The following is a 25,213-nucleotide window of genomic DNA, read 5'->3' as shown; positions in this document are numbered from 1 at the left end:
CGCACGCGCTGCCGGAACTCGTGAGCGCGCCCTCCACGCGGCGCCAGACCTTCACGAGTCCCGTGCGAACCCCTCAGAAGGACGGGTCGCCGAGCGGGCCGAACTCGCCGCTGCTCAGACGCGCCCGCAGGGCCCGTACGCTCACGACCGCGCCACTGCCACTCGCACCGCCCGACCCCTCGCCGCCCTCCAGGCCCCACGCGGCCATCAGTGCAGTGCGCGCCGCCATCAGCCGCGGCAGCCGCGCCGCCCACGCCTCGGTGAGCGGCGCGAACGAGCGGTACCCGTCAAGCAACGGCCCCCTCAAGGTCCGCCACGTGTGCGGCGGCAGGTCCAGCAGCGCCCGCGCGAGGTCGTTCGCCAGCGGCCCATGCACCGGCTCGTCAAAATCGATCAACGCCACGCGGCCTGCATGCCACAGGGCGTTTCCGGGGCGTGCGTCGCCGTGCGTCAGCCCCCACCCGCCAGGCAGTTCGGGCGCGTCCGGCCAGCTGGTCGGCAGGCCCCCCACCGCGTGCACGAACGGCGTGAGCGCCTCGAACGCCGCGCCGATCACCGGGTCGCGTGCCGCGTCGGCCCGCGCGCGCGACCAGAACCACCGCCAGGTCGGAAAGACCCCCGGCAAGGACGGCTCCAGCATGTGCGGCGTGCCCCGTGCCGGCCGGAAGTCGCGCGTGGCCGCATGCAGTTCCCCCAGCGCCCGACCGAACGCGCGGTACCCCTCCGGCGTCGGCGGCACGGCGCTCAGCCGCACCCCCGGCACGCCCCGCACCGCCGACGCGAGAAACACGTCCGGGCCCTGCCGCACCACCTCCACGAACGCGCCCGCCACGCTCGGCAGGGGCGCGTTTACGGGCGCCCCCCGCTCGAACGCGTGCCGCAGGTACGCGACTGGCGGGCTCAGGAACGCCTCGTCCCGCAGGCGCGCGTGCGTGAACCGCACGTACACCGAGCCGGTGGTGTCCTCGCCCGCGTACACGTGATTCACGCCCGCATTCACGAGCCGGACGTTCAGCACGCCCCAGCGGGCCGCGCCCGCCCGGATCGTGGCCGGGCTCAGGCGCTCCAGCGTCGAGCGCCAGTCACTCAGGCGTCACCCTCCGCGACGAGCGTCCGCAGGCGCTCCAGCGTCGAGCGCCAGTCACTCAGGCGTCACCCTCCGCGACGAGCGTCCGCAGGCGCTCAATCAACGGACGCAACTGCTCACGCTTGAGCTTCAGGGCCACGCGGTTCACGACCAGCCGCGCCGAGGACTCCAGAATCACGTCCACCTCCTCTAGGTGGTTCGCGCGCAGCGTCCCACCGGTCTGCACGAGGTCCACCACCGCGTCCGCGAGACCCGTCAGGGCCGCGAGCTCGATGTTGCCGCTGAGCTTCACGATTTCCGCCGCCAGCCCCCGCTCCTGCAGGTACGCGCGCGTCAGGCGCGGGTACTTGCTCGCCACGCGCGTGATCGGCCCGGCCGCGCCCACCTCACGAATCAGGCTCAGGCGGCACCCCGCGAAACGCAGGTCCAGCGGCTCGAACACACTCCGCCCGCTCTCCAGCAGCACGTCCCGGCCCACGATGCCCGCGTCCGCGACGCCGAGGTCCACGTACACCGGCACGTCCTGATTGCGCAGCTCCAGCAGCGTCACGCCGTCGAAATGGTGCCGCAGCGCGCGGCTCGCCGCCGGCAAGTGCACGGGCAGACCCGCGCGGGACAGCAGGTCCACGGCCCTCTCGAAAATGCGCCCCTTGGGCACCGCGAGCGTCAGCGTCGACGGCGCCGTCATGCCTGCACCTCCAGAAACTCAAGGTGCTGCCCGCGCACCACGCGCCGAATCCCGCGCGCTCGCGCGTACCGCGCGAGCGCCAGCGGGTCCTCCGTCCACGCGAGCTCCACCGTGAGCCCCTGCGCGTGTGCGAACGCCGCACCGTGCGCGTCGTACGCGAGGACCGTCTCGACCGGCGGCGGCATCAGGCGCGCCGCGACCTCCGTGAGGCGCTCCAGGCCCACCGCGAAGCCCGCCCCGGCCAGACCCGTGCCGTGCGCCGCGTCATGGTACCGGCCGCCCCCCAGAATCTGGCGGTTCACGCCGTCCGCGTACGCCCGGAACGTGAACCCCGAGTAGTACCCGTACCGGCGCGACATGCCGAGGTCGAACAGCAGCGTGTCGTCGCCGTACAGGTCCGCGATGCGCGTGAGGCGCTCCACCGCCGCGCGGGCACGCTCCCCATGCGCGAGCCGGCGGGCGTCCGCGAGGACCTCCGCGCCGCCGTACAGGTCCGGCAGGGCGTTCAGGACGCGCTGCACGTCCGCACTCAACCCATGCAGACGCGCGAGCCGCGCCACATCCGGGCCGCTCTTGCGGTCCAGCGCGGCGTGCAGCGCCTCACGCGCCTCACCCGTAATGCCCGCGTCCTCCAGCGTGGCGTCCACGAAGCCCGGGTGCCCGACCTCCAGGCGCGCGCGCACCCCCAGGTCCTTCAGGGCGCCGCCTGCCACCAGCAGCAGTTCCGCGTCCGCGTGCGGCGTGTCCACGCCCACCAGTTCCGCGCCGACCTGCGCGAACTCCCGCAGGCGCCCCAGCTCGCTCGCCTGCGCGCGCAACCACAGTCGTCCGCCGTACTGCAGCCGCAGCGGGAACGGACCGTCCGGGAAGCGCGAACGCACCAGACGCAATACCGCCGTCGTGAACTCGCTGCGCAGCGCCAGCACCCGCCCGTCCCGGTCGATCAGCTTGAACGCCCGGGCGTCCTGCGGGTGCGCGTGGTCCTGAAACTCCAGGGCCGGCAGTTCCACGCCCTGGTACCCGAACGCGCCGAAGTACGCGTGGAGGCGCGAGCGCAGGTGTTCACGCCACGCCCACTCGGGAGGAAGGACATCACGCGTACCGTCGGGCGTCAGCATCGCCCGCCGCCGTCATTACCGAATACAACCGTCATCGCGGCCCATCATAACGCCGCGCTGCGCACAGCCCGGTATACTCCGCAGCAGATGCTCCGCCCGCTCCTGTCCGTCCTCGCGCCGCTGCTCCTGGCGTCCACGCTCGGCGCGTGCACCCGCACCGGCGACGATTTCAAGCCGCGCATCGTCATCACGGAACCCGATGGGGGCGCCGTCGCGCGCGCCGCGCAGTTTGTGGTGCGCGGGTACGTCATGGACAACAACCCGGTCGCGTCCATCCGCGTGGGCACCACCGCCCTGCCCGTGGACGGGCACCGCATCGTCCCGTTCCAGTTCCGCGCGCTCGTGAACACGGACCGCGCCACCTACACCATCACCGCCGCCGACGGCGCCGGCAACACCACGAAACTGGAACTGCCGGTGCGCGTGGACGCCGCGCGCCCCACCCTCACCATCACGAAGTTCGAACGGGACGGCCGGACGCTGCGCGTCACCGGTCGCGCCCGCGACAACATCAAGGTCGCGTTCGTGAGCGTGGACGGAAACCGCCTGAACATCACGCCCGGCCGCGAGGTGGAATTCTACGCGGAAACCACCGGCATCTGGGCGGACGTGGAGGTCCGCGACGCCGCCGGGAACGTCACCAAGCAGCGCGTCCGGTGACCCTCGCGTGGGCCCCTGAACATTCAGGGGCCTTTACCCATTCTGCCCTCCGCAACCCGTAAGCGAGGCTACACTTCCTGCATTCACAGGAGGTCTATGTCACGCATCTGGAAACACAACGGCCTGTCCATCGTCGCCTTCACGCTGTTCTTGCTGTTCTGGGGCGCGCAATCCTGGGCGGGCTTCCTCGACCACAACGACGACGCCCGCGAACACCACCAGCCGACCGTCACGTACGGCCAGTACCTGCAGAGCGGCGACTTCTGGGAGTCCGCCGGCGAGAACTGGGAAAGCGAATTCCTGCAGATGGCCGCGTTCGTCGTCCTCACCGCCGTCCTGCACCAGCGCGGCTCCGCCGAATCCAACAAACTGCCCGACGAACCCGGCGCGCAGGAGGAAAAACAACAGGAGGAGGACAGCGTCCACCACCCCCGCCCCGACGCACCCGGCCCGGTCCGCCGCGGCGGCTGGCAGCTCGGGCTGTACGCCCACTCGCTCTCCACCGCGCTCGCCCTGCTGTTCGTGCTGTCCATGACCGTCCACGCGCTCGGCGGCACCGCCGCGTACAACGAGGAACGCCAGGAGCACGGCGAGGAGCCCGTGACCGTCGCGCAATTCGTCACGAGCGCGCGGTTCTGGTCGCAGTCCTTGGAGAACTGGCAAAGCGAATTCCTCGCGGTCGGCTCCATGGTCGTCCTCACGATCTTCCTGCGCGAACGGCACTCCGCCGAATCCAAACCCGTCGGCGCTCCCCACGCGGAAACCGGCAAGTAACCCGAAGCGAACAGGCCAGGGGTGCAGAGCCCCCGGCCTGTTCAGCCCCAGTTCCGCTCCCGGTGTTGAACCACTGCAGGACGCGCGCCCAGCCGCTGGCCGTCCAAACCACCGGCCGTCATGGCGGGCAGGCCGACGCATAGCCGGGCAGCCCTGGCCTGCCCGGCTATGCGCTGCCCCGAACGTACAGGAGCTACCGCCAGTGGTGTCCGCTCTGAACACGCCCCAGCCGCAGGAGCACCATCGGCAACGGGCGACGGCGAAAAGCCGGGCGGAACGCCGCAACCGGAGCCCTTCCCACCGGGCGGCCCACGCGCAGCGTGCCGTCCGGGCAGGAGCGGGCTTCACCTCGCGCGGCGCCATCCCTCAAAGCGCCCCGGCTTCATGCAAAAGGCTGGCCGTGGAGCTCCATGAAGGCCGAGCAGCTCTCTTTCCGGCCGGCATGGACGCTCTACACTCGCAGGCGATCCCATGCCGCGCCGCTCTGCCCTCCCTCCACGCGCGCCCCGCCCGACGCTCGCACAGCAGCACCCGCCGCGCCCGGACCTCGGCGTGATCGCCGCGCGCCTCCGCGAACGCTACCTCCCCACCCTGCCGGCACCGCGCGTCAGCGCCGAACCGCTCGACGACCTGATCGAAGCCGTCCTGAACCAACAGAACACCCGCGCCACCACTGAGCGGCAGTACGCCGCGTTGCGCCGCGCGTATCCCACCTGGGACGCCGCGCTCGCCGACGGCCCCGACGGCATCGAGGCGGTCCTGCGCGACGCGGGCGGCGGCCTCGCCCGCGTCAAGGCCGACTACGTCTGGAACATCCTATACGCCCTGCTGGAACGCGGCGACCTCAGCCTGCAGCACCTGCGGCACCTGGATGACGCTGACGCGCGGACGGCGCTGGAGAGCCTGCCCGGCGTCGGCATGAAAACCGCGTCAGCGCTGCTGCTCTTCGACCTCGCCCGCCCCGCCATGCCCGTCGACGGCCACATCGACCGCGTCAGCAAACGCCTGCACCTCATCCCGGAACGCTGGAACGTCCTGAAAGCCGAACGGTGGTACGACGAGGTTCTCCCCCGTGACTGGGCGCAGCGGTACGCGTATCACGTTGCCACGATCCGGCATGGCCGCGAAACCTGCCTGACCCGCGCGCCCCGCTGCAACGCGTGCGTCCTGCGCGACCTGTGCCCCAGCGAACCCCTCCTGAACCCGGACGCGTAACCCCGCTGGCCGGAGGTCCGCCTACGCGCGCTGGCGGTCGCCGGATCGGTCGTCCGGCGGAGGCGACGGCCCTGCGGACCCGGCATGATGCGGGGACTGATGCTCACCCACATCGCCTTCGACTTTGACGGGACCCTCGCGGACTCCCTGCCGCTGGTGCTGGACCTGTACAACGACCTTGCCGCGCAGCGCGGGTACGCGCGCATCACCGCCGACAACTTCGGCGCGCTGCGCGCCCTGAGCGTCCGCGAGCGCTGCCGCGCTGTCGGCCTGCCCCTGCATCACCTGCCGGGCTTCATCACGCAGCTCGCCACGCGGTACCGGCACGTCACCGACGCGCTCGCGCTGCATGAGGGCGTCCCGGAGGTCCTGCGCGACCTGCACGCTCGCAACGTGCGCGTCTGCGTCGTGTCCACGAACCACGCGGAGAACATCCGGGATGTGCTGCGCCGCCACGACCTGCTGGGCATCGTCGGGGACGTGCACACCAGCAACCGCATGTTCGGCAAGGCGCACCTGCTGCGCGCCCTTGTGCGGCGCGAACGCATCAGCCCCGCCCAGCTGCTGTACGTCGGCGACGAGGTGCGTGACGTCCAGGCCAGCCACGCTGCGGGCGTCGCCGTGGCCGCGGTCACGTGGGGCGCCGACCTGCCGTCGGCCCTGCGCGCGGCGCAGCCGACGTTCCTCGTGGACCGTCCCGCAGCGCTGCTCGCTCAGCTGGAAGGCCGGGTCCCCGGAACCTGAACGGCGACGGGGCCGCGCCCACCGTGGGCGCGGCCCCGTCCGTGGGGCCTCTAGCGGCGGGCCACGCCGTCCAGGTACACGCTCACGAGCGTGCGGGCGAGACCGTCCGGGTCGTCTACCGGGCGGCCCGACGTGACGAGCGGGTACGCCAGGCCCATCAGGGTGCGCGCCAGGAACGCCGCGTCGACGTCCTCGCGCAGCGTGCCGTTCTGGACGCCCTGCCCGATCAGCGCGGCGATGCCGCCTGCCCACGCCGCGCGGTAGCGGCCCTCGAAGTTCGCGCGGCGTTCCGCGGTGACGTGCTTCAGTTCGCTGGCGAGCTGCAGGCCCGCGCGGTAGCGGGGCGCGTCGGTCAGCATGCGGCCCACCAGGGCCGTGAGCTGCTCACGCACGCCCGCTTCGGCGCGCGCGGCGGCGAGGAGCGTCTCCAGGTCCGCGAGGGACGCGTCCAGGATCGCCAGGAACAGCGCTTCCTTGTCAGCGTAGTGGTGGTACAGGGCGGGTTTCGTGACGCCCACGGCTTCCGCGACCTCGCGCATGCTCACGCCGTGGTAGCCGCGCTCCACGAACAGGCGCGCGGCGTGCGTCAGGATGCGCTCGCGGGTCGTGTCGGTCATGCGCCCGTGAGGCCGCGCAGCAGCGGACGCCACCACGGGATCATGGCGAGCATCGCCACGAGGCTCAGGCCGTACCACAGCGCCTGCGTGCGGAACTGCGCGCGCGCGGTGTCCTGGCGTTTGCTCAGGGCGGTGCCGAGGTGCGCGAACACCACCGCGACGATCATCGCCAGGAGGTGCTCGACGGCGAAGAACCGCTGCTCCTGCACCTTCATGGCCGCGCCGAAGTTCGCCAGGGCGAGCTTCGTGATGGGGGAGAGCGCGAAGTACAGGATCAGCCCGATGAGGAGCTGCAGGTCCATCAGGCCGGTGAAGAGACTGCCGGCCGTGCGGTCCTGCCGCGTGAACGGTTTCGCGCCGCCCATGCCGGACAGCGCGCGCGCGAACGCGTACAGGCCGGCGAGCAGCACCGCCCAGCGCAACCAGTTGTGCGCCGTGAGGAAGAATTCGTACATGCGCCCAGCTTAGAGCTTGACGGCAAAACGCGTGCCGTCTCGACCATGACCAGCATGGCGGGCCGCGCTGGTGCACGTGGCCTGCGGTTCCCGGGCGCCCAGCCGCGGTGGGTGAGGGGTGCGGGTCAGCGGCGGAGCTCCAGGGTGAGGGTCACGTTGTCGCCCTCGTGGAGGCGTTCGGCGGCGCGGACGCCTGCCTTGACGGGCACGACGTACAGGTCCTCCCTGGGGAACAGGGAGGTGGTGTAGACCGTGGCGCCGATCGTGACCCGGACGGGAATCATGCCCCAGCCGTACGTGACGAGCGCCGCGGCGGCGCGCAGGTCCACGCTGTGTTCGGCGGGGACCGTCACGAAGTACCACGGGGCGGGCCCCCTCCAGTACCACAGCGGTCCGGTGAACTGCATGGTCACCCTGTTCTGCGGGGCAGGGGGGGATGCGGTCCGGGGCGGCTGGGCGTCATGGTGTTTCAGGCCTGGACGGTGCCGTATTCGGGTTCGCTGAGCAGCACGGCGAGCGTCACCTCGAAGTCCCGTTCGAACTGCGCGGCGAGCCACACGGCCCAGCGTGCGGCGCCGTCGTCAGCGTCGTCGGGCGTGCCGAGCGGCGCGGCGCCTTCCAGCCACAGCTGCGTGCCGGCGTCGTCCTCGTTCTGGGCGACGAAGGCGCGCGCGAACAGCGTGTCGGCGTTGACGGCGTTCACGGCGGTGAGCAGCGCGGGGGTGTCCTGGGCGTCCACGTCGAGGGTAGCGCTGAGCTGCACCGTGACGACGCCGTCTTCTTCGGCGAGGGCGAACGTGACGGGCAGGTGCGAGCCGCCCGGGAGGCTGCCGGCGCGGACCGCTACGGTCAGGTGGTCGTCGTGCGCGTCGATGAGGGCGTACCCGGCTTCGCTCAGCGCGGACATCAGCGCGCCCATCACGTCGGTCATGGCGCGCAGTCTAGAGCATCCGCTGCTGACGTGTCCGGTCGCGCGGGCCTGCCGGGCGGTGGCGGAACCTCACGTACCAGCGAACGTTCGTTTGGGTACACTGGTCGTATGAACAACTCAAGATTCCGGACGCGTGCCGTGCACGCGGGCCACGGCCTGGAGCCCAGCACCGGCGCGCACGCCGTCCCGATCTTCCAGACCAGCACCTTCGGGTACGGCGACGCCGACCGGGGTGAACGGCTGTTCAGCGGACAGGAACGCGGGTACTTCTACAGCCGCCTCGGCAACCCCACCGTCCGCGCGTTCGAGGAGAAACTCGCCAGCCTCGAAGGCACCCAGGACGCGGTCGCGTTCGCCAGCGGCATGGGCGCCGTCAGCGCCCTCGCCCTCACCGTGCTCAAGCCCGGCGACGAGGTCGCGTTCATCGGCCCGCTGTACGGCGGCACCGAAGGGTTCTTCCGGCACATCCTCGACAAGTTCGGCGTCACCGTCTGGGAAGCCGACGACCTCGACGACCTGGCCGCGCGCCTCACCCCGAACGTCCGCATGGTGTACGTCGAGACGCCCACCAACCCCACCCTGCGCATCACCGACCTGAAGCGCGCCGCGGACCTCGCGCACAGCGTCGGCGCGCTCGCCGTCGCCGACAACACCTTCGCCAGTCCCGCCCTCACGCGCCCCGCCGAGCACGGCATTGACGTCGTCCTGCACTCCGCCACGAAGTACCTCGGCGGGCACGGCGACGCCATCGGCGGCATCCTCGCCGGGAACGCGGACCTGATGGGCGAACTGCGCGTCACGGGCCTGAGGCACGTCGGCGCGAGTCTCGGCCCGCAGGAAGCGTACTTGTTCCTGCGCGGCATGAAGACCCTGCCGCTGCGCATGGACGCGCACTGCGCCGGCGCGCAGATGATCGCAGAACACTTCCGCGCGCACCCCGCCATCCGCGCCGTGTACTACCCGGGCCTGCCCGAGCATGCGGGCCACAACGTCGCCGCGCGGCAGATGCGCGCGTTCGGCGGTATGGTCAGTTTCGACCTGCACGGCGGGTACGACGCCGCCAAGGCTTTCCTGAACGGCCTGGGCCTGTTCGTGCAGGCCGTATCGCTCGGTGATGTGGAGAGCCTCTCGTGCCATCCGGCCAGCACCACGCACCAGCTACTCGGCGCGGACACCCTGGCGCGCCAGGGCGTAACGCCCGGCCTCGCGCGCCTCTCGGTGGGCATCGAGGACCCCCTCGACCTGATCGAGGACATCGAGCGGGCGCTGGAGCACGTCACGGTCGCGCCGACCCTCTGAGGGCGTAAGGAAGGGCGCCCGGGCTTTGGCCCAGGCGCCCTTCCTTACACCTCACACCTGGAAAACGCCGACCTTCAGGGCGTCCTGCGTGGGGTTCTGCGCGCACGCCTCCAGCGCGCGGATCAGGCGCTCGCGCGTTTCGTCCGGGCGGATCAGTTCATCCACCCACAGGCGCGACGCCGCGTACTTCGGGTCGAGCTCCTGGTCGTACTTGGCCTTCACTTCCGCGTACAGGCGCGCCACCTCCTCGTCGTCCGGCTCGTGCCCGGCGCGCTTGAGGGCGGCCACCTGAATGTCCATCAGGGTTTTCGCGGCGGCGTTGCCGCTCATCACGGCGTACTTCGCGCTCGGCCACGCGAACAGGAACCGCGGGCCGTACGCCTTGCCGTTCATGGCGTAGTTCCCCGCGCCGTAACTGCCGCCCGTGATGATGGTGATTTTCGGGACGACGCTGTTCGACACGGCGTTCACCAGTTTCGCGCCGCGCCGGATGATGCCTTCCTGCTCGCTGTCGCGGCCCACCATAAAGCCCGTCACGTCCGACAGGAACACCAGCGGCACGCCCGCCTGGTTCGCGTCCAGAATGAAGCGCGCGGCTTTGTCGGCGCTGTCGCCGTAGATGACGCCGCCCACCTCGATGCGGCTGCGCAGGCCCGGCTCGCCGCCGCTCTTGAGCTGCTTCTTGATCACGGTCCGCTGGTTCGCGACGAACCCGACCGGGTAGCCGCCCACGCGCGCGAACCCGCACACGAGGGTCTGCCCGTACTCGCCCTTGAATTCCTGGAAGCTGCTCTCACCGGCCTCGTTCGCGTCGGCGAGGCGCGCGATCAGGTCGCGGACGTCGTACGTCTTGCTGCTGTCAAAGCCCACGAGGTCGGTGAGGTCGCCGCCCACGGCCGGGGCGAGGGCGTCCTTGCGGCGGCGCGCCCACGGGGCTACGTCCCCCTGCGCGTACAGGTCCGCGAGCGACCGCACGCGCGCGAGGGCCGCGTCGTCGTCCTTCTCTTTGTAGTCGACCGTCCCGGCGATGCTGGCGTGCATGTCCGCGCCGCCGAGGTCCTCGCTGTCCACGACCTGCCCGATGGCGGCCTTCACGAGCGCCGGCCCGGCGAGGTACAGCCCGGACCCTTCGGTCATGACGAGCGTGTCACACATGACAGGGAGGTACGCGCCGCCGGCCACGCAGTTGCCCATGATCGCGGCGATCTGCGGGATGCCTGCGGCGCTCATGCGCGCGTTCAGGTAGAAGACGCGGCCGAAGTCGTCCTGGTCGGGGAAGATTTCGTCCTGCATGGGCAGGTACACGCCGGCGCTGTCCACGAGGTAGATGACCGGCAGGTGGTTTTCGAGCGCAATGGTCTGCGCGCGGATGACCTTTTTGGCGGTGATGGGGAAGAACGCGCCGGCTTTCACGGTGGCGTCGTTCGCGACGATCATCCACGGGCGGCCGTGCACGTGGCCGATGCCGGCGACGGTGCCGCCGCTGGGGCAGCCGCCGAGGTCCTCGTACATGCCCCAGCCGGCGAACGTCATGAGTTCGTCGAAGGGCGTACCCGGGTCGATGAGCTGCGCGATGCGTTCGCGGGCGGTGAGGCGCCCTTTGGCGTGCTGCCGTTCGGCGGCTTTGGGGCCGCCGCCGGCGCGCGCCTTGGTCTGGTCCTGAGCGAGTTGGTCGAGCGCAGCCTGCCATGCGCTGGTCGTCTGGGTCATACCCGCAGTCTAACAAACGTTAGGCAGGGTCGGAAACGCCACAGGATGTCCAGCAGGCTCCGGCCACCCACCAAGTGCCCACAGACACCCCCCGTGAGGCCCCGAGCGGGGTCTACCCCACGTCATCGGCCGGGCGGAGCGCCGCGCTCAAGGCCGCGCTCCGCCCGGCGTCCAGGCCCTGCGCCCGCGCGACCTTCAGCGCCGCGCGCGACACCTCCCGGTAAAACGGCAGCGCGTCCGGCACCTCTGCCTGAAGCGCCTCCACGTGCCGCTGAATCGTCCCCACGTCCCCGCGCGCAAGCGGCCCCGGCAGGCTCCCCACGAGGCCCGTGCGGGCCACGCCGCCCAGCGCGCCGCGCGCGAGCGGCAGCAACGCCGCCAGCGCGGTGCCTTCATCCACCCCAAGGTGCGCCCACAGGCGCGCGCCCTCGGCGAGGGTCGCCACGAGGAACGCCGCCGCGTAATTCGCACCCGCGTGGTACAGCGCCCGCCCGCCCGGCGGAATGCGCAGCGGAGTGCCGCCCAGCCGCGCCACCAGCCCTTCGAGCGCGGCGCGCAGGTTGTCGCTCGGCGCCTCGACACCCCACACCGCCCCCGCGAGGGCCGCGCGGGCGGCCTCCGCCTCCGCGAACGCGACCAGGGGATGCAGGCCACCCACCGCCGCGCCCGCCTGCGCGGCCGCGTCCAGCGCGCCCAGTTCGGTCGCGCCGCTCAGGTGCACGCACGCCACCTCGGCGCGCCAGTGCAGCCCGGCGCAGACGCTCGCGATGGCGTCGTCCGGCACGGCCAGCAGCACGAGGTCCGCCCGGTCCACCGCGCTCTGCGCGTTCACTGCGCGCGCGCCGGGCGTGCGGGCCGCCAGTGCGTCGGCGCGCGCCGACGCGCGTCCGGCCAGGGCGACGACCGGCACGCCCGCGCTCGCCAGGGCGGGGGCGAGCACCCCCGCCACGCGCCCCGTCCCGATGATGCTCACACGCACGCTCCCAGCGTAACGCGCAGCCGCTACAGTACGCCCATGACCCTCCCGGAACCCCCGCACGACCTCGGGCTGGGCCGCGTCGTCGCCGAGCAGGCCGAGGAGCGGTTCCTGAACAAGGACGGCAGCTTCAACGTGCGCCGCGAAGGCCTCGGGTGGCGGGCCGTGAGCGCGTACGGTGACCTGCTGACCGTGTCGTGGCCGGTGTTCTTCGCGCTGCTGGCTGGCGCGTACCTGCTGCTGAACGCGCTGTTCGGCGCGGCGTACTACGCGCTCGGCCCGGGCGCCCTCAGCGACGCCCCTACGGACGGCTACGGCCGCTACCTGTCGTGTTTTTTCTTCAGCGTGCAGACGTTCGGCACCATCGGGTTCGGGCACGTGTACCCGAAGACGTTCGCGGCGGACGCCCTCGTGACGATCGAGGCGTTCGTGGGGCTGCTGGGCGTGGCGCTCGCCACGGGCGTGCTGTTCTCGCGGTTCTCTCGCCCCACGCACCGCGTGCTGTTCAGCCAGCACGCGGTGATCGCGCCGTACGCGGATGGGCGCGCGCTGATGTTCCGGCTCGTGAACGGCCGCCGCGCGGACCTGATGGACGTGAACGTCGACGTGGTGTTCACGCGCTTCGCGGACACGTCGGTGCGGCGCGCGCGGCAGTTCCAGCCGTTGCGACTGGAGCGCGCGAGCGTCACGTTCTTTCCGCTCGCGTGGACGGTCGTGCACGCCATCACGCCCGACAGTCCACTGTGGGGCGCCACGCCTGAGGATCTGCTCGCCTGGGAGGCGGAGGTGCTGGTGGTGCTGCGCGCCGTAGAGGAGGCGTCGCACCAGAACGTGCACGCGCGCACCAGCTACCGCGCGGCGGAATTCCGCTGGGGTCGGCGTTTCGTGAACCTGTACCGCCGCTCCCAGCGGGGGCATCTCGCCATCGACGCGACGCGCCTGCACGACACGGAGCCTGCCTGAACCGGCGTGCCGCGGGCGGGGGCGGGCAGGACATGCGGCGTGAAGGGAACCTGATTCCGGTATACTCAGGTCACTGATGGCCGGCGACACCAAAAACCGCCCCGTGTACGTGATCAGCGTCGCTGCGGAGCTGGTGGACATGCACCCCCAGACGCTGCGCCTGTACGAACGCAAGGGCCTGATCCGCCCCGGGCGCAGCGGCGGCAAAACGCGCCTGTACAGCGAACGCGACATCGAGCACCTCCGCGAGATCCGGCGCCTCACGCAGGAACTCGGCGTGAACCTCGCCGGCGTCGAGGAAGTCATGCGGCTCCAGCACCAGCTGGACGACCTGCAAGACGAGTTCGAGTCGGAAATCGAGCGGCTGGAAGGCGAAATCGAGGCGCAGAGCCAGCCGCAGCCGCTCCCCGCGCCCGGTGAGAAGCCTGACCCGCTCGACCGCCCCGTGTACGTGATCAGCGTCGCTGCGGAGCTGGTGGACATGCACCCCCAGACGCTGCGCCTGTACGAACGCAAGCGCCTGATCCAGCCGGGCCGCAGCGGCGGCAAAACGCGCCTGTACAGCGAGCGTGACATCGTGCACCTCCGCGAGATCCGGCGCCTCACGCAGGAACTCGGTGTGAACCTCGCCGGCGTCGAGGAGATCATGCGGCTCCGGCAAGAACTCAACCACGCCCGCGACCGCATGGAGGGTTCCATCGCGCGCATCCAGCGGGACATCACGGACCGCATGACGAAGTGGCGGGAGCTGCCCGCCCCGCCGCCCGAGGACGAAGAGGGCGAGACGGCGTGAGCCTGCGAGGCCGCCGACGCGATGTGTGGGTGGTCGGTGATGTGCACGGCGCCCTGCGCAAGCTCATCAGCATGCTGCACGCCGCGCGCCTCACGGACGCGCGCGGCCGCTGGACGGGCGGCAGCGCCCGCGTGGTGTTCCTCGGGGATTACCTGGACCGCGGCCCGGACGGACTGGGCGTCGTGCGCCTCGTGCGCGCCCTGGAGCGCGACGCGGCGAAACGCGGCGGGAACGTCACCGCGCTGCTCGGCAACCACGAGGTGATGTTCCTCGCGGCGCTGCAGTACCCGAAGCTCATCCGGCACAGCCCGACGTTCGGGCAGATCACGTACCGCGAGTACTGGCGCGCGAACGGCGGGCAGGACCCGGACCTCACGGGCGTCAGCTTCGACGACCTCACGTGGCTGCGCGAGCGGCCGGCCGCGCACCGCGACGGCAACTGGCTGATGATGCACGCGGACAGCACCATGTACCTGCAGTACGGGCAGTCGCTGCGCGAACTGAACCAGAACGTCCTGACCGTCATGACGACTGTGAACGCACCCGACTGGGAGATCTTCATGGCGGATTTCGCGGAACGCCTCGCGTTCCGGGGCGCGCGCGGCGCGGACCGCGCGCAGCGCATGCTGCGCGCGTACGGCGGGGACCGCATCGTGCACGGGCACACGCCCGTGCAGTACATCACGCAGGACGACCCGGACCATGACGAGCGCGGCACGCCGCTGTGGAGCGGCGGCGGGCTCGCTCTGAACGTGGACGGCGGCATGGCGTACGTCCCGAACGGCGGGTTCATCGTGCGCCTCACCGACACGGACGTCGGGACGGTCATCCGCCCGCCGGACCGGAACTTCTGGTTCCGCGCGGACGACGAGTAACGCCCGCAGGGACGCGGCCCGGTGCGGGGGGCACAACACGTTATGATCCGCGCATGACGCACACCGACCTGAACGGCCAGCTGGATACCGCCCGCGCCGACGCGGAACTGTTCGACCTGCTGCGCATCCCGTCCGTGAGCGCCGACCCGGCCCGCAAAGCCGACATGGTCCGCGCCGCCGAATTCCTGCACGCGAAACTCACCGGCCTGGGCTTCGACGCGCGCGTGGACGCCACGCCCGGCCACCCCATCGTGTTCGCGCAGCGCCAGGGCCCGGCGGGCGCCCCGACCGTGCTGGTGTACGGCCACTACGACGTGCAGCCCGAAGCGCCCGTCGAGGAGTGGCACACGCCGCCGTTCGAACCGACCGTCCGTGGCGGGCGCGTGTACGCGCGCGGCGCCACCGACGACAAGGGCCAGGCGTACGCGCACGTCATGGGCGCGGATCTGCTCCTGCAGGGCGGGGACCTGCCCGTGACGCTGAAGTTCCTGCTGGAAGGCGAGGAGGAGGTCGGCAGCGTGAACCTCGGGGCGTACCTGACCGCGCACCGGGACGCGCTCGCGTGCGACGTGATCGTCATCAGCGACGGCAGCCGCTTCGCGAAGGACGTGCCGAGCCTCACGTACGCGCTGCGCGGCATCAGCTACGTGGAGATTCACGTGCAGGGCGCCAGCCGCGACCTGCACAGCGGCAGCTACGGCGGCGCCGCGCCGAACCCCATCAACGCGCTCGCGCACATCATCGCGAAACTCAAGGACGAGACAGGCCGCATCCTGATTCCCGGGTTCTACGACGATGTCGAGCCGCTCAGCGACGAGGAACGCGAGATGTGGGCGAAGCTCCCGCACAGCGACGAGGCGTTCGCGGGCAGCATCAACGCGCGCGCCCTGCCGGGCGAGCCGGGCTTCACGACGCTGGAGCGCCTGTGGGCGCGCCCGACGCTCGACGTGAACGGCATCTGGGGCGGCTACCAGGGCGAGGGCAGCAAGACCGTCATCCCGGCGCGTGCGGGCGCGAAAGTCAGCATGCGCCTGGTGCCCGGGCAGGACAGCCACCGCATCACGAACCTGATCGGCGAGTACGTGGCGAGCATCGCGCCAGAAGGCGTCACAGCGGAAGTGCGTGACCTGCACGGCGGCGAGCCCGTGAAGGTGGACCTCGACAGCCCGTTCGTGCAGGCAGCCAGCACGGCCATCGAGAGCGTGTACGGGAAGGCGCCGGCGTTCACGCGCACGGGGGGGAGCATCCCGATTGTGGCGACGTTCCGCGAGGTGCTGGGCGCGCCGGTGCTGCTGGTGGACCTCGGGCTGGACGAGGACGCGCTGCACTCCCCGAACGAGAGCTTCGCGCTGGACGACTACCATAACGGTATTCGCGTGAGCGCCGCCCTGCTGCAGGAAATCGGCAAGCTCGGTCGATAACGGCGGTGAGGCACGCGCGCCCGAGATGCGGGCGCGCGTGTTTTCATGCGGGTGTGAAGAGGAAACGGTTTGATCATCGGCAGTGGCGACGCGTCGTCTCGGGCACGCAGACGGTCCTGACGCTCCCGCAGGGCGTCCTCGTGGATTACCGTGCGGGTGAGGTGACGCTGCCGCTGGACGTGCCGTGCTGCGGGCGGACACTGCGCGTGCTGGATTCGGGGTTCCGGTGGGTGTACCTCGCGCCGTCGGACATGCCGCACACCTTGACGGTGCAGCTGGACGCGGCGGGCCGCCCGGTGCAGTTCTATGTGGACGTGAACGAGGAGAACGGCGTGGACGAGGACGGCATCCCGTATGGGCTGGACTTGTTTCTGGACGTGCTGGGCCTGCCGGGTGGGGGGCGGCCTGGGCGGTGGAGGAGACGGGGCTGCAGGACGAGGACGAGTTGCATGCGGCGCGGGCGGCGGGCGTGATTTCGGCGGCGCAGGTGGCGTGGGCGTACGCGGAGGCCCGTGAGCTCCGCGCGGCGTTGCACGCGGGGACGTTCGGGCCGCTGGAGGTAGTGCGGCGCTACGTGGAAGACCCCTATACTTGAACTCAGTTCAAATAATCAGGAGGTTTCACCCATGACGACCCTGCCCCAACCCGCCGTTCAAGCCGTCCAGGCCGCCCTGCATGCCATCCCCATGAACCGCACGCTCGGCGTACACATCACCGGCGTAGGCGTCGGCCGCGCCGACGGCACGTGCGCCGTACGCCCGGACATCCAGAACCACATCGGCACCATCCACGCCGCCGCGCAGTTCTGCCTGGCGGAAGCCGTCAGCGGCGCGGCGTGCGCCGGCGCGTTCGTGGCGCACCTCGACGGGGCCACCCCACTCATCGAAAAGCTCGAAACGCACTACGTGGCCATTGCCCGCGGTGACGTCACCGCGCACGCTGAAGCCGAACCGGCGGACGTGGCCAGCGCGCAGGCGGCCTACGCGCAGGACGGCAAGGCCCGGCTGCTCGTTCCGGTCCGGGTGACCGACAGTGAGGGCAAAGTCGTCATGCAGGCACTCGCACACTGGTATCTTCGGAAGAACAACGCCACAACACGCTGAGCTCACCAGGTTTTGCACGCCGGGGACGCATAACTATGCGTCCCCGGCGTGTTGAAAGAACTTTGTATGAATTGGGCGAGTAGAGTAGGAAATTGCCCATGATGACGGCAAAAACCCATTACCAGATGCAGTCATGAGAATGTATAAAACCCCTCTTGAATAAAGGCAAAATTAACGTACTATGCATCATGCGTTCAAAACTTACCGCCCTGCTGGGCATCGCCGCCGCCCTGGCCCTGAGCACCGCCTCCGCCGCCACCATCCGCATCGCCACCATCAGCCCGCTCAGCGGTGACCTCAGCAGCCCCGGCACCGAAGTCAAACGCGGCGCCACCATCGCCCTCAGCGAGCATCAGGCCGACTTCAAGGCCCTCGGCATCGACCTGCAGCTTGTCACCTACGACGACCAGGCCAACCCCACCCAGGGTGAACAGCTCGCCAAGAAGGTCGCCGCCGACAACAGCGTCCTCGGCATCGTCGGCGCCCTGAACTCCGGCGTCACCAACGCCGTCGCCGCCGCGCTCGTCCAGAGCCCCGTCGCGCTCATCACCCCCACCAGCACCAACGACAAACTCACCCAGAACGGCTGGAACTTCTTCAGCCGCGTCGTCGCCCCCGACAGCGCCCAGGGCAACGCCGCCGCCCAGTACATGGCCGACACCTTCAAGAGCAAGAAGGTCTACGTCGTCTCCGACAACACCACGTACGGCAACGGCCTCACCCGCCAGCTCATGAGCGCCCTCAAGGCACGCGGCATCAGCATCGTCGCATACACCGGCGCGTCCAGCGACGAGGACATCGCCAAACTCGTCCCCCGCATCAAGGCCAGCGGCGCCGACAGCATCTACTTCGGCGGCACCGACGACGTCGGCGGCAACCTCATCAAATCGCTGCGCGCCGCCGGCGTCAAAGCCAACATCATGGGCGCCGACGGCCTCGACAACAAAGCCTTCCTGAGCCGCGCCGGCACCGCCGCAGCAGGCGTCGCCTACACCACCGGCTTCGGCCCTCTCAGCGGCTTCACCAACCGCTTCGCGTTCGACAAGGCGTACCGCGCCATGTACAACAGCGCCCCCAACGGCATCAGCGCCTACGCCTACGACGCCACCAACACCCTGCTCGAAGCCATCAAGAGCGCCGCCAAAAACAGCGGCGGCACCCCCACCCGCGCGCAGGTCATCCAGGCCGTCCGCAAAACCAACCAGCCCGCCTGCGCCAGCGTCACCGACAACTGCCGCTCCATCACGGGCGCCGTGGCCTTCACCCCCAACGGCGAACGCCAGCGCACGCTCGTGTACGTCATGAACGTCGACCCCACCTACCAGATCAAGATCTCCAAGCTCGTCGTCGTGAACGCCGCCGACCTCGAGAAGTAACCCGCCCACGCGAGGGAGGAACCGCCCTGTGTGGGCGGTTCCTCCCTCGCGCGCGAAGGTCCGGGACCTGTAAACCTTGCGCGCAGCCCCCCGATTGAGCTAACCTTCTAGCCGCTGCGCTCACGCCAGCCCAGGAACCAAGGAGAGGTGCCCGAGTGGTTGAAGGGGTACGCCTGGAAAGCGTATGTACGGGTAACTGTACCGTGAGTTCGAATCTCATCCTCTCCGCCACCCAACGCCGCCCACCCGGGCGGCGTTTCAACGTTCCCCTCCAGGGCCGGGCGCACGAAGAGTCCATGAACCTCCAAGGATCATGGACGCGGTTGCCGCGCTGATCAACCAGGGGCGTCGCCCGCACCCACGCGCGACCCGGGAAGCCATGCACAGACTCGCACTGCTGGTGGGCGCCGCGCTCACCTTCGCCGCCTGCAGCACGCAGTCCGCGCTGTCCTGGTCGGCCCTCCTCCGGAGCGACAACGACCGCGACGTTGCCCTCCAGTACCTGCTTCGCCAGCATAGGCAGACGCTCACCGCGGACGGCGCCTCCGGCAGGGGCACCGATACCGCCATCCAAGGTGCAGCGCGCAAGCGGCTCCACCTTGGATGGCCTCGGCGGGAAAACCTATCGTCAACGCCCGCCCGGGCGACAACACCGTGCTCGCGCTGCAGGACCGGCTCCGCAGCGCCTACGGCTCTACCGGAGGCGACGGCACGGACAGCGCCGTCCGCGACTCCCAGAGCAGACGCGGCCTCACTGCCGACGGCGTCGTCGGCCTGAACGCCAGGCACGCCCTGGTGGGCTGAGCGGTCCGCCGCCCCAAACCGTAAGGAACCCGGAGGGCGCGGGCGCGGGCCGGACGGGTACACTCCGCTCATGCTGCCGCCCCTCCTTAAACAGGTTCTCGACAACTTCAACTTCGACGTGGACCCCGACCTCACCCCCGAACAGAACACCGAGGAAGTCATCAAAAGCGCCGCGCTGCTCAGCGGCGCCATCGCCGTCGAGCCTCTGCCGTTCGCCGACATCCTCCTCATCACGCCCGTGCAGGCGAAAATGGTCCTGCACATCGGCAAGATCTACGGCTTCGACCTGACGCCGGAACGCGCGCAGGACGTCGCGAAGGAACTCGGCATGACCGTCGCGTACGGCATGGCCGCCCGGCAGGTCATGCGCGGCCTCGCCAAAATCGCCCTGCCTGTCCTCGGGGGCCTCATTACTGCGCCCGCCGTGTACGGCTGGACGTTCGCGCTGGGCCGCATGGCCGAGCAGTACTTCGACCGCAAACGCCAGGGGCTCCCGTTCAGTGACCGGGAGCGCGCGCAGGTCGTGCAGGAGGCCAAACGCAGCACCAAGCGGGTCCTGCCGAGCGCGAGTGATTTCGGGGACCTCGCCGCCGAACTGCGCCGCCGCGCGCAGGACCGGGAGCAGGCCGCCGGCACCGCCACCCAGACACCCAACGACGACACGCAAAGCCAAAGCCGCCACTGACGCGCGCAGGGGGGACGCTCAACGCGCGCGCAGGGGCGTCAGTCGCCAGCCCGTGATCCCACCGAGCGGCACGGGCGCGATGTTCGGCGTGAGCGTCCACCGCACCTGCCCCGAAGCGGCGTCGTACCCCTGAAACGCCAGGGTCCGCGCGAACACCTGAGGCCGCGGACCCTTCAGGACCGTCAGCAGCGCGCCCGCGTGCTCCCCGGTGCCGTCGGCGCTGAAGTGGCGTTCCACCTCCGCGTCGAGCAGCAGGCGCCCCTGAGGGCCGAGCTGCAGCACCAGCAGGCGCTCATGGCCACCCGGGCCGTCGCCGCAGCCATACGGCAGCGCGATTTCCCGCACGCCGTCCGCGTCGAGATCCCGCAGCGTGAACGGCGGCTGCCCCCTGCAGATGCCCGCGTTGAAGTCCGGGCTCAACAGCCACGCCTTCAGGGATGAGCCGTCCGACACCAGGAACAGGTACGTCAGGCGCTCCTGATCGCACAGCGTCAGCACGTCCAGCCGCTCGGTGGGCCGTGTCGGTGCACTGACCGGCGCGAATCGTCATGACGAGCCGGTCCCGATCAGGCCCGCAGTCGTTCCGGACGCTGAACGGACTGACGCGTCCTGCCAGCGTTCGGGCGCGCGCCCGGTCCGCCGTGCTGAGCGTCTGTGGAAGGGCCGGCGGGCGCGGGTCGTACAGCAACGCCGGACTCGCCGCAGCGAAGATCAGGGCAGACAGCACCATGCCTCAGGCTACGGGCAGCCGAACGACGCGCGCCACCCCTGCTTGCCGCTGAAGGTTCCACCCGCTAGCCTAAACGCCAGATGAACAAGATGCTCATGCTCGCCCTGCTCAGCGCTGCCACGGTGGCCGGCGCCCTCAACCTCCGTGCGGGCGCTCAGGGCGGCTACGTCGGCCTGAACCCTGCCGTGGCCGGCCCGTACGGTGGCGCGCACTTCGGCATTCAGTACCCCGTACGCTGGGGTGACGGCCGCTGGTCACTGCAGCACACCCTGGAAGTGCAGGTCGTGGACCACTATCCGGTTGTGCAGTTCGACAGTGCCGCCGTCCGCAGCTTCGACGGGGCGCCCTTCGCGTACTACGGCTTCGGCCTGGGCAGCGGCGTCGTGCCGGGCAACGTCCCCCGCATGGGCGCCAGCACCCTGGCGCTCCTGAACGCGCACGCGCTGCTCGGCGTGCAGTACGCCGTCACGGACCGCGTGAACCTCTACGGCGAGGGCGTCGCGCGCGCCTTCCTGCCCGGCCTGGTCAGCGCAACGGTCCGCGCCGGCGTGCAGTACCGCTTCTGACGCGCACTTGACCCGCCCTGAACGCTGCGGCATGCTGGGGAGGCATTGATCCGCAGGAGTACCGGACGGGTCACCCAAGCGCGGGCGCAGTCCACGCGGAGCGAGCCTGAGACGGTGCGAGTCAGGCGGGCAGAGGTCCGGGAAGGGCAGCGGGGAGCGTCGCGACGAGCGAACAACGGCACACGAGGTGCCCCAGCGCAGAGACACTGAACTGGGGAACTGGGGTGGAACCGCGCAGCACGGCTGCGTCCCCAGGCGAGCGCATCGCCTGGGGCGTTTTCATGTCCACGGGCGGCGCCGGAAAGGAGCAGTATGCCGGCACAAACGATGGAAGAACTGGTCAGCCTCTGCAAACGCCGCGGGTTCATCTTCCAGGGCAGCGAAATCTACGGGGGCCTCCAAGGCTTCTACGATTACGGCCCCCTCGGCGTGGAACTCAAGAACAACATCAAGCAGGCGTGGTGGCGCACGAACGTCTACGAGCGCGACGACATGGAGGGCCTGGACGCCAGCATCATCATGCACCGCATGGTCCTGCGCCACAGCGGCCACGAAGCGACGTTCAGCGACCCCATGGTCGACAACCGCAAAACCAAGAAACGCTACCGCCTCGACCACCTCGTGAAGGACCAGAAGCCCGCCGTGCAGCAGGCCGTCGCCGAAGCGATGGGGGAGAGCCTGGAGAACTTCGCGGCGCTCGTCGCCGCCATGGTCAAGAACCCCGCGCGCGCGAGCGAGGCGCTCATCGCCGGCGGCGTGCGTGACGCGTTCAGCGGTGAGGTCGGCGACTGGACGGAACCCAAGCCGTTCAACATGATGTTCAAGACGACCATCGGCCCGACCGCCGACGAGGACAGCTACGGTTACCTCCGTCCGGAAACGGCGCAGGGCATCTTCACGAACTTCAAGAACGTCGTGGACAGCACCAGCCGTCGCCTCCCGTTCGGCATCGCGCAGATCGGCAAGGCGTTCCGTAACGAGATCACGCCCCGCAACTTCATCTTCCGCGTGCGCGAACTCGAGCAGATGGAAATCGAGTTCTTCTGCGCGCCCGGCACCGACGAGGACTGGCACGAGCACTGGCTGCAGGCCCGTCTCGCGTGGTGGGCGGCGCAGGGCGTCCCGCGTGAGAAGATCCAGATTCTCGACGTGCCCAAAGAGGACCTCGCGCACTACAGCAAACGCACGTACGACCTGATGTACGACTACCCCACCCTCGGGTACGAGGAAATCGAGGGCATCGCGAACCGCAGCGACTACGACCTCGGCAGCCACACGAAAGCGCAGGGTGAACTGGGCATTCAGGCGCGCGTAGAGGAGAACCTCGACAGCGTCGCGAAGCTCACCATCCCGCACCCCGACACGAACAAACCGGTCGTGCCGTTCGTGATTGAGCCGTCGGCGGGCGTGGACCGCGCGATGCTCGCTGTGCTCAGCGAGGCGTACACCAAGGAGACACTGGAGAACGGCTCCGAGCGCATCGTCCTGAAGCTCAAGCCGCACCTCGCGCCCATCAAGGTCGCCGTGATCCCCCTCGCCCGCAACCGCGAGGAGATCGTCAGCGTCGCCAAGAGCGTCAAGGCGGACCTGCAGAAGCTCGGCCTGGGCCGCATCCTGTTCGAGGACAGCGGGAACATCGGTAAGGCGTACCGCCGTCACGACGAGGTCGGCACGCCGTTTTGCGTCACCGTCGACTTCGACACGGTCGGCAAGGGCGAGGACGAAGCGCTCGTGGACACCGTCACCGTCCGCGACCGCGATACGCTCGCGCAGGAACGCGTAAAAATCAGCGACCTCGCCGCGTACCTCACCAGCCGCCTGAAGTAAACCCGATCCTGAGACGCGCCCCGCACCCGGGGCGCGTTACCGTGAGGACGTGCTTGGTTTTCTGGTGTTCCTGGCCTGCCCGGTCCTCGCGGTGTTCGCCGCCTGGCGCGCGTGGCGCAGCCGCGGCGTGCCTCGCGCGGGCTTCGGGCTGCTGGGCTGTGCGGCGCTCGCGGCAGCAGCAGCAGGGCTGTTCCTGACGGCGCTGGTACCGTGGCCCGCGTGGTTTCAGACGAGCGGCTCGTTCGGAGGGTCCACCAATAGCACCACCATCCTCACCGCGAAGTGGAGCACCTCCGCGGCGTTCGTGTTGGGCGGTGCGAGCGCCCTGACGCTCCGGCGGCGTGCGGCGTGGCTGGCCGGCGTGCCGCTGCTTGCCGCGTTCGGCATAGTGCTGCAGTGGGGCGCGTTCTTCCGGTGGGTGGGCTGAAGAGCCTCCCCCGCAAGCTGCAGGCGCTCGCCGGTCACCCGGCGAGCGCCTGCAGCTTGCGGGCCTCTCAGCCGGAACCGGCGTCAGGCCCACCGTCAATCAGGTGCAGCTGCTCCGCGAGGATTTTCAGGCCCTCCTGATCTTCAGGCGGCGCGAGCGGAATGAGGTACTCCACGTCCGCCGCCATGCCGGTCAGCAGCGCGAGCGCTTCCGTGTAATGCCCGCTTTGCAGGTGCTCGGCGACCTTGGCGAGCTCCGCGGACAGCAGGCTCGCTTCGGGTACGTCCTTGAGGGCTGCCTGCCACGCGCGCAGGTGCGTCACGGCGAGGTTCGGGTCGATATTCTGCGCGCCGCCGCGCAGCAGGTTCAGGGTCTCCTGAAGTTGATCGTGCATCGTGACCTCCTGCCCGGCACCTTCGCACACCCCAAGCGGGTGAAATCGTACGATCCCGCCCGTTCAGGCCGTACCTCATGAACACATGAAGGCCACCGGTCATGGCCCCGGACGGCCGTGGCCCTTCAGGTGTGCGTGCGTTCCAGCGTGAGCGTCATGCGTCCGGCCGTGCGCTCGCCCGCATCCGCACGGCACGCGAACGACGCGCGCGCGCCGTCGTCCGACAGGCCCTGCGCGTGGAACGTGACGGCCTCCCCGGCCCAGCAGAAGTCCTGCGCGTCCACAACCGCGTGCGGAATCCAGAACGCCTCGCCGCCCAGCAGCTGCCCGCTTAGGTCCGCCAACTGCCCCATCAGGATCGCCACAGGCATCGCGGGGTAATCCTCGAAGTGCCCGGCGCAGGCTTCCACCGGAACGTTCGGCACGGCCCGCAGGATGGCGCCCTGCTGCCGCGCCACGTGCCCTTCAGGCAGCGTGCCCATCAGCACCTGGTGCCGGGGGGTCGGCTGGTGCCGGGTGCGGAACAGCCGCGCGAACGCCGCGTCCGTCAGGATCGTGTACGACACGTCCAGGTGCGCGAGCGGCTGGCCGAGGGCGGTGGCCTGCACGCGGGCGCGCACCTCCCGCTTCGTCAGGGACGCGACCTGCGCCGTCAGCTGCACGGGCGTGCCGTACGGCGCGGCGTTCCGCACGCCCGTGTACTCTGCGGAGCGCGCCAGGTAGTAGCGGCGCTGGTCGTCCGTCTGGGTCATCGCCGCGGCGCACAGGCCCGCGATGGCCGCGTGGCGGCTGAGCTCCGCGCCCTGCATCGGGCTGAGTTCCTGCGTGGCAGGCAGTTCCGCGGTGACGTTCGCCGTGAACAGGCCCGCGTCCCAGCGGGCGTTCCGCAGCGCGAAGTACGGGGGGCGCACGCAGATGCGCGCCAGCAGCGCGTCCATGTTCAGCGGGTCGGGGGTCGAGGGGATCGGCATCATG

30 protein-coding genes and 1 tRNA gene are annotated in these 25,213 nt (G+C 70.2%); 19 read left to right on the top strand and 12 right to left on the bottom strand.

The window, feature by feature from the left end:
- Positions 1–73: 73 nt before the first annotated feature.
- The 3 genes from DEIMA_RS10835 to hisZ all read right to left on the bottom strand — a co-directional run bounded on the left by DEIMA_RS10835 (position 74) and on the right by hisZ (position 2,893).
- Positions 74–1,018: a phosphotransferase enzyme family protein gene (locus tag DEIMA_RS10835; protein ID WP_013557298.1), complete on the bottom strand. Its 945-nt coding sequence runs from the start codon at positions 1,016–1,018 to the stop codon at positions 74–76.
- Positions 1,019–1,145: 127 nt separating this feature from the next.
- Positions 1,146–1,775: an ATP phosphoribosyltransferase gene (hisG, locus tag DEIMA_RS10830; RefSeq protein WP_013557297.1), complete on the bottom strand. Its 630-nt coding sequence runs from the start codon at positions 1,773–1,775 to the stop codon at positions 1,146–1,148.
- The gene (hisZ, locus tag DEIMA_RS10825; RefSeq protein WP_013557296.1) at positions 1,772–2,893 is read right to left on the bottom strand and encodes an ATP phosphoribosyltransferase regulatory subunit; all 1,122 of its coding nucleotides are present in this window, start codon (positions 2,891–2,893) and stop codon (positions 1,772–1,774) included. Before hisZ ends, hisG begins: the two co-directional genes overlap by 4 nt.
- A gap of 87 nt (positions 2,894–2,980) precedes the next feature.
- Here hisZ and DEIMA_RS10820 point away from each other — a divergent pair, with 87 nt between their 5' ends.
- The 4 genes from DEIMA_RS10820 to DEIMA_RS10805 all read left to right on the top strand — a co-directional run bounded on the left by DEIMA_RS10820 (position 2,981) and on the right by DEIMA_RS10805 (position 6,286).
- The gene (locus tag DEIMA_RS10820) at positions 2,981–3,553 is read left to right on the top strand and encodes a hypothetical protein (protein ID WP_013557295.1); all 573 of its coding nucleotides are present in this window, start codon (positions 2,981–2,983) and stop codon (positions 3,551–3,553) included.
- Positions 3,554–3,649: 96 nt separating this feature from the next.
- The gene (locus DEIMA_RS10815; protein ID WP_013557294.1) at positions 3,650–4,327 is read left to right on the top strand and encodes a DUF6766 family protein; all 678 of its coding nucleotides are present in this window, start codon (positions 3,650–3,652) and stop codon (positions 4,325–4,327) included.
- Positions 4,328–4,798: 471 nt separating this feature from the next.
- Positions 4,799–5,542 (top strand): endonuclease III domain-containing protein, encoded by a 744-nt coding sequence (locus DEIMA_RS10810; protein WP_013557293.1) that lies wholly within the window; start codon positions 4,799–4,801, stop codon positions 5,540–5,542.
- A gap of 99 nt (positions 5,543–5,641) precedes the next feature.
- Complete coding sequence (locus tag DEIMA_RS10805; protein ID WP_043816673.1) at positions 5,642–6,286, top strand: HAD hydrolase-like protein; 645 nt, start codon at positions 5,642–5,644, stop codon at positions 6,284–6,286.
- A gap of 50 nt (positions 6,287–6,336) precedes the next feature.
- Here DEIMA_RS10805 and DEIMA_RS10800 read toward each other — a convergent pair whose 3' ends face one another.
- From DEIMA_RS10800 to DEIMA_RS10785, 4 genes are all read right to left on the bottom strand, one after another.
- Complete coding sequence (locus tag DEIMA_RS10800) at positions 6,337–6,903, bottom strand: TetR/AcrR family transcriptional regulator (protein WP_013557291.1); 567 nt, start codon at positions 6,901–6,903, stop codon at positions 6,337–6,339.
- Entirely contained in the window at positions 6,900–7,358 is a 459-nt protein-coding gene (locus DEIMA_RS10795) for a hypothetical protein (protein ID WP_013557290.1), read from the bottom strand. Before DEIMA_RS10795 ends, DEIMA_RS10800 begins: the two co-directional genes overlap by 4 nt.
- Positions 7,359–7,483: 125 nt before the next feature.
- The gene (locus DEIMA_RS10790; RefSeq protein WP_013557289.1) at positions 7,484–7,765 is read right to left on the bottom strand and encodes a DUF1905 domain-containing protein; all 282 of its coding nucleotides are present in this window, start codon (positions 7,763–7,765) and stop codon (positions 7,484–7,486) included.
- Between the two features lie 62 nt (positions 7,766–7,827).
- Entirely contained in the window at positions 7,828–8,289 is a 462-nt protein-coding gene (locus tag DEIMA_RS10785) for a YbjN domain-containing protein (protein ID WP_013557288.1), read from the bottom strand.
- A gap of 108 nt (positions 8,290–8,397) precedes the next feature.
- Here DEIMA_RS10785 and DEIMA_RS10780 point away from each other — a divergent pair, with 108 nt between their 5' ends.
- A complete protein-coding gene (locus DEIMA_RS10780; protein WP_013557287.1) occupies positions 8,398–9,588 on the top strand; it encodes a trans-sulfuration enzyme family protein in 1,191 nt (396 codons plus the stop codon).
- 51 nt (positions 9,589–9,639) lie between these two features.
- On the opposite strand, the gene DEIMA_RS10775 is transcribed toward DEIMA_RS10780, so the two are convergent.
- Positions 9,640–11,298 carry an acyl-CoA carboxylase subunit beta gene (locus DEIMA_RS10775; RefSeq protein WP_013557286.1) on the bottom strand — a complete coding sequence of 553 codons (1,659 nt, stop codon included), beginning with the start codon at positions 11,296–11,298 and terminating at the stop codon, positions 9,640–9,642.
- Between the two features lie 112 nt (positions 11,299–11,410).
- Positions 11,411–12,277, bottom strand: coding sequence for a DUF2520 domain-containing protein (locus DEIMA_RS17940; protein ID WP_043816669.1), 867 nt, complete (start codon positions 12,275–12,277; stop codon positions 11,411–11,413).
- Positions 12,278–12,313: 36 nt separating this feature from the next.
- Between DEIMA_RS17940 and DEIMA_RS10765 the strand changes: the two genes are divergently transcribed.
- The 11 genes from DEIMA_RS10765 to DEIMA_RS10720 all read left to right on the top strand — a co-directional run bounded on the left by DEIMA_RS10765 (position 12,314) and on the right by DEIMA_RS10720 (position 20,294).
- Positions 12,314–13,237, top strand: coding sequence for an ion channel (locus DEIMA_RS10765; RefSeq protein ID WP_013557284.1), 924 nt, complete (start codon positions 12,314–12,316; stop codon positions 13,235–13,237).
- Positions 13,238–13,313: 76 nt separating this feature from the next.
- Positions 13,314–14,030: a heat shock protein transcriptional repressor HspR, fused homodimer type gene (gene hspR, locus DEIMA_RS10760; protein ID WP_013557283.1), complete on the top strand. Its 717-nt coding sequence runs from the start codon at positions 13,314–13,316 to the stop codon at positions 14,028–14,030.
- Complete coding sequence (locus tag DEIMA_RS10755; RefSeq protein ID WP_013557282.1) at positions 14,027–14,905, top strand: metallophosphoesterase; 879 nt, start codon at positions 14,027–14,029, stop codon at positions 14,903–14,905. The genes hspR and DEIMA_RS10755 overlap by 4 nt, the downstream gene beginning before the upstream one ends.
- 53 nt (positions 14,906–14,958) lie before the next feature.
- Positions 14,959–16,326: a dipeptidase gene (locus DEIMA_RS10750; RefSeq protein WP_013557281.1), complete on the top strand. Its 1,368-nt coding sequence runs from the start codon at positions 14,959–14,961 to the stop codon at positions 16,324–16,326.
- Between the two features lie 53 nt (positions 16,327–16,379).
- A complete protein-coding gene (locus DEIMA_RS10745) occupies positions 16,380–16,799 on the top strand; it encodes a DUF402 domain-containing protein (RefSeq protein ID WP_245528310.1) in 420 nt (139 codons plus the stop codon).
- Entirely contained in the window at positions 16,739–16,921 is a 183-nt protein-coding gene (locus DEIMA_RS18980) for a DUF402 domain-containing protein (RefSeq protein WP_483459006.1), read from the top strand. The genes DEIMA_RS10745 and DEIMA_RS18980 overlap by 61 nt, the downstream gene beginning before the upstream one ends.
- A 31-nt stretch (positions 16,922–16,952) precedes the next feature.
- Complete coding sequence (locus DEIMA_RS10740) at positions 16,953–17,429, top strand: DUF4442 domain-containing protein (RefSeq protein WP_013557280.1); 477 nt, start codon at positions 16,953–16,955, stop codon at positions 17,427–17,429.
- A 188-nt stretch (positions 17,430–17,617) separates the two neighbouring features.
- Positions 17,618–18,805, top strand: coding sequence for a branched-chain amino acid ABC transporter substrate-binding protein (locus DEIMA_RS10735; RefSeq protein ID WP_013557279.1), 1,188 nt, complete (start codon positions 17,618–17,620; stop codon positions 18,803–18,805).
- A gap of 141 nt (positions 18,806–18,946) precedes the next feature.
- Positions 18,947–19,036, top strand: a tRNA-Ser gene (locus tag DEIMA_RS10730).
- Between the two features lie 372 nt (positions 19,037–19,408).
- On the top strand, positions 19,409–19,609 hold the full coding sequence (locus tag DEIMA_RS17550) for a peptidoglycan-binding domain-containing protein (RefSeq protein ID WP_083810855.1): 201 nt from the start codon (positions 19,409–19,411) through the stop codon (positions 19,607–19,609).
- 70 nt (positions 19,610–19,679) lie between these two features.
- Positions 19,680–20,294 (top strand): YcjF family protein, encoded by a 615-nt coding sequence (locus DEIMA_RS10720; RefSeq protein ID WP_013557278.1) that lies wholly within the window; start codon positions 19,680–19,682, stop codon positions 20,292–20,294.
- 18 nt (positions 20,295–20,312) lie between these two features.
- On the opposite strand, the gene DEIMA_RS10715 is transcribed toward DEIMA_RS10720, so the two are convergent.
- Positions 20,313–20,792, bottom strand: coding sequence for a hypothetical protein (locus DEIMA_RS10715; RefSeq protein ID WP_013557277.1), 480 nt, complete (start codon positions 20,790–20,792; stop codon positions 20,313–20,315).
- A gap of 312 nt (positions 20,793–21,104) precedes the next feature.
- On the opposite strand from DEIMA_RS10715, the gene DEIMA_RS10710 reads away from it, so the two are divergent.
- The 3 genes from DEIMA_RS10710 to DEIMA_RS10700 all read left to right on the top strand — a co-directional run bounded on the left by DEIMA_RS10710 (position 21,105) and on the right by DEIMA_RS10700 (position 23,844).
- Positions 21,105–21,590 (top strand): hypothetical protein, encoded by a 486-nt coding sequence (locus DEIMA_RS10710; protein WP_013557276.1) that lies wholly within the window; start codon positions 21,105–21,107, stop codon positions 21,588–21,590.
- Between the two features lie 312 nt (positions 21,591–21,902).
- The gene (locus DEIMA_RS10705; RefSeq protein ID WP_013557275.1) at positions 21,903–23,417 is read left to right on the top strand and encodes a glycine--tRNA ligase; all 1,515 of its coding nucleotides are present in this window, start codon (positions 21,903–21,905) and stop codon (positions 23,415–23,417) included.
- A 49-nt stretch (positions 23,418–23,466) separates the two neighbouring features.
- Positions 23,467–23,844: a hypothetical protein gene (locus DEIMA_RS10700; protein WP_013557274.1), complete on the top strand. Its 378-nt coding sequence runs from the start codon at positions 23,467–23,469 to the stop codon at positions 23,842–23,844.
- 67 nt (positions 23,845–23,911) lie between these two features.
- Here the strand turns inward: DEIMA_RS10700 and DEIMA_RS10695 are convergent, their stop codons facing one another.
- Entirely contained in the window at positions 23,912–24,238 is a 327-nt protein-coding gene (locus DEIMA_RS10695) for a hypothetical protein (protein WP_013557273.1), read from the bottom strand.
- 125 nt (positions 24,239–24,363) lie between these two features.
- Positions 24,364–25,212, bottom strand: coding sequence for a hypothetical protein (locus DEIMA_RS10690; RefSeq protein WP_013557272.1), 849 nt, complete (start codon positions 25,210–25,212; stop codon positions 24,364–24,366).
- Position 25,213 lies beyond the last annotated feature (1 nt).

Source organism: Deinococcus maricopensis DSM 21211, assembly GCF_000186385.1.
Classification (GTDB): Bacteria; Deinococcota; Deinococci; order Deinococcales; family Deinococcaceae; genus Deinococcus_B; species Deinococcus_B maricopensis.
The sequence above is the reverse complement of the archived record's forward strand: the minus strand, read 5'-3'. Positions and strand labels throughout refer to the sequence as shown.

Bases quoted from the DNA above. Each gene is read 5' to 3' on its own strand.
- hisZ (WP_013557296.1), bottom strand. From the start codon at position 2,893: ATGCTGACGCCCGACGGTACGCGTGATGTCCTTCCTCCCGAGTGGGCG.
- DEIMA_RS10720 (WP_013557278.1), top strand. From the start codon at position 19,680: ATGCTGCCGCCCCTCCTTAAACAGGTTCTCGACAACTTCAACTTCGAC.
- DEIMA_RS10805 (WP_043816673.1), top strand. From the start codon at position 5,642: ATGCTCACCCACATCGCCTTCGACTTTGACGGGACCCTCGCGGACTCC.
- DEIMA_RS10710 (WP_013557276.1), top strand. From the start codon at position 21,105: ATGAACAAGATGCTCATGCTCGCCCTGCTCAGCGCTGCCACGGTGGCC.
- DEIMA_RS10780 (WP_013557287.1), top strand. From the start codon at position 8,398: ATGAACAACTCAAGATTCCGGACGCGTGCCGTGCACGCGGGCCACGGC.
- DEIMA_RS10690 (WP_013557272.1), bottom strand. From the start codon at position 25,212: ATGATGCCGATCCCCTCGACCCCCGACCCGCTGAACATGGACGCGCTG.
- DEIMA_RS10765 (WP_013557284.1), top strand. From the start codon at position 12,314: ATGACCCTCCCGGAACCCCCGCACGACCTCGGGCTGGGCCGCGTCGTC.
- DEIMA_RS10795 (WP_013557290.1), bottom strand. From the start codon at position 7,358: ATGTACGAATTCTTCCTCACGGCGCACAACTGGTTGCGCTGGGCGGTG.
- DEIMA_RS10775 (WP_013557286.1), bottom strand. From the start codon at position 11,298: ATGACCCAGACGACCAGCGCATGGCAGGCTGCGCTCGACCAACTCGCT.
- DEIMA_RS10815 (WP_013557294.1), top strand. From the start codon at position 3,650: ATGTCACGCATCTGGAAACACAACGGCCTGTCCATCGTCGCCTTCACG.
- DEIMA_RS10705 (WP_013557275.1), top strand. From the start codon at position 21,903: ATGCCGGCACAAACGATGGAAGAACTGGTCAGCCTCTGCAAACGCCGC.
- DEIMA_RS10740 (WP_013557280.1), top strand. From the start codon at position 16,953: ATGACGACCCTGCCCCAACCCGCCGTTCAAGCCGTCCAGGCCGCCCTG.
- DEIMA_RS10735 (WP_013557279.1), top strand. From the start codon at position 17,618: ATGCGTTCAAAACTTACCGCCCTGCTGGGCATCGCCGCCGCCCTGGCC.
- DEIMA_RS10810 (WP_013557293.1), top strand. From the start codon at position 4,799: ATGCCGCGCCGCTCTGCCCTCCCTCCACGCGCGCCCCGCCCGACGCTC.
- DEIMA_RS10785 (WP_013557288.1), bottom strand. From the start codon at position 8,289: ATGACCGACGTGATGGGCGCGCTGATGTCCGCGCTGAGCGAAGCCGGG.
- DEIMA_RS10800 (WP_013557291.1), bottom strand. From the start codon at position 6,903: ATGACCGACACGACCCGCGAGCGCATCCTGACGCACGCCGCGCGCCTG.
- DEIMA_RS10790 (WP_013557289.1), bottom strand. From the start codon at position 7,765: ATGCAGTTCACCGGACCGCTGTGGTACTGGAGGGGGCCCGCCCCGTGG.
- DEIMA_RS10695 (WP_013557273.1), bottom strand. From the start codon at position 24,238: ATGCACGATCAACTTCAGGAGACCCTGAACCTGCTGCGCGGCGGCGCG.
- DEIMA_RS10750 (WP_013557281.1), top strand. From the start codon at position 14,959: ATGACGCACACCGACCTGAACGGCCAGCTGGATACCGCCCGCGCCGAC.
- hspR (WP_013557283.1), top strand. From the start codon at position 13,314: ATGGCCGGCGACACCAAAAACCGCCCCGTGTACGTGATCAGCGTCGCT.
- hisG (WP_013557297.1), bottom strand. From the start codon at position 1,775: ATGACGGCGCCGTCGACGCTGACGCTCGCGGTGCCCAAGGGGCGCATT.
- DEIMA_RS10820 (WP_013557295.1), top strand. From the start codon at position 2,981: ATGCTCCGCCCGCTCCTGTCCGTCCTCGCGCCGCTGCTCCTGGCGTCC.
- DEIMA_RS17550 (WP_083810855.1), top strand. From the start codon at position 19,409: ATGGCCTCGGCGGGAAAACCTATCGTCAACGCCCGCCCGGGCGACAAC.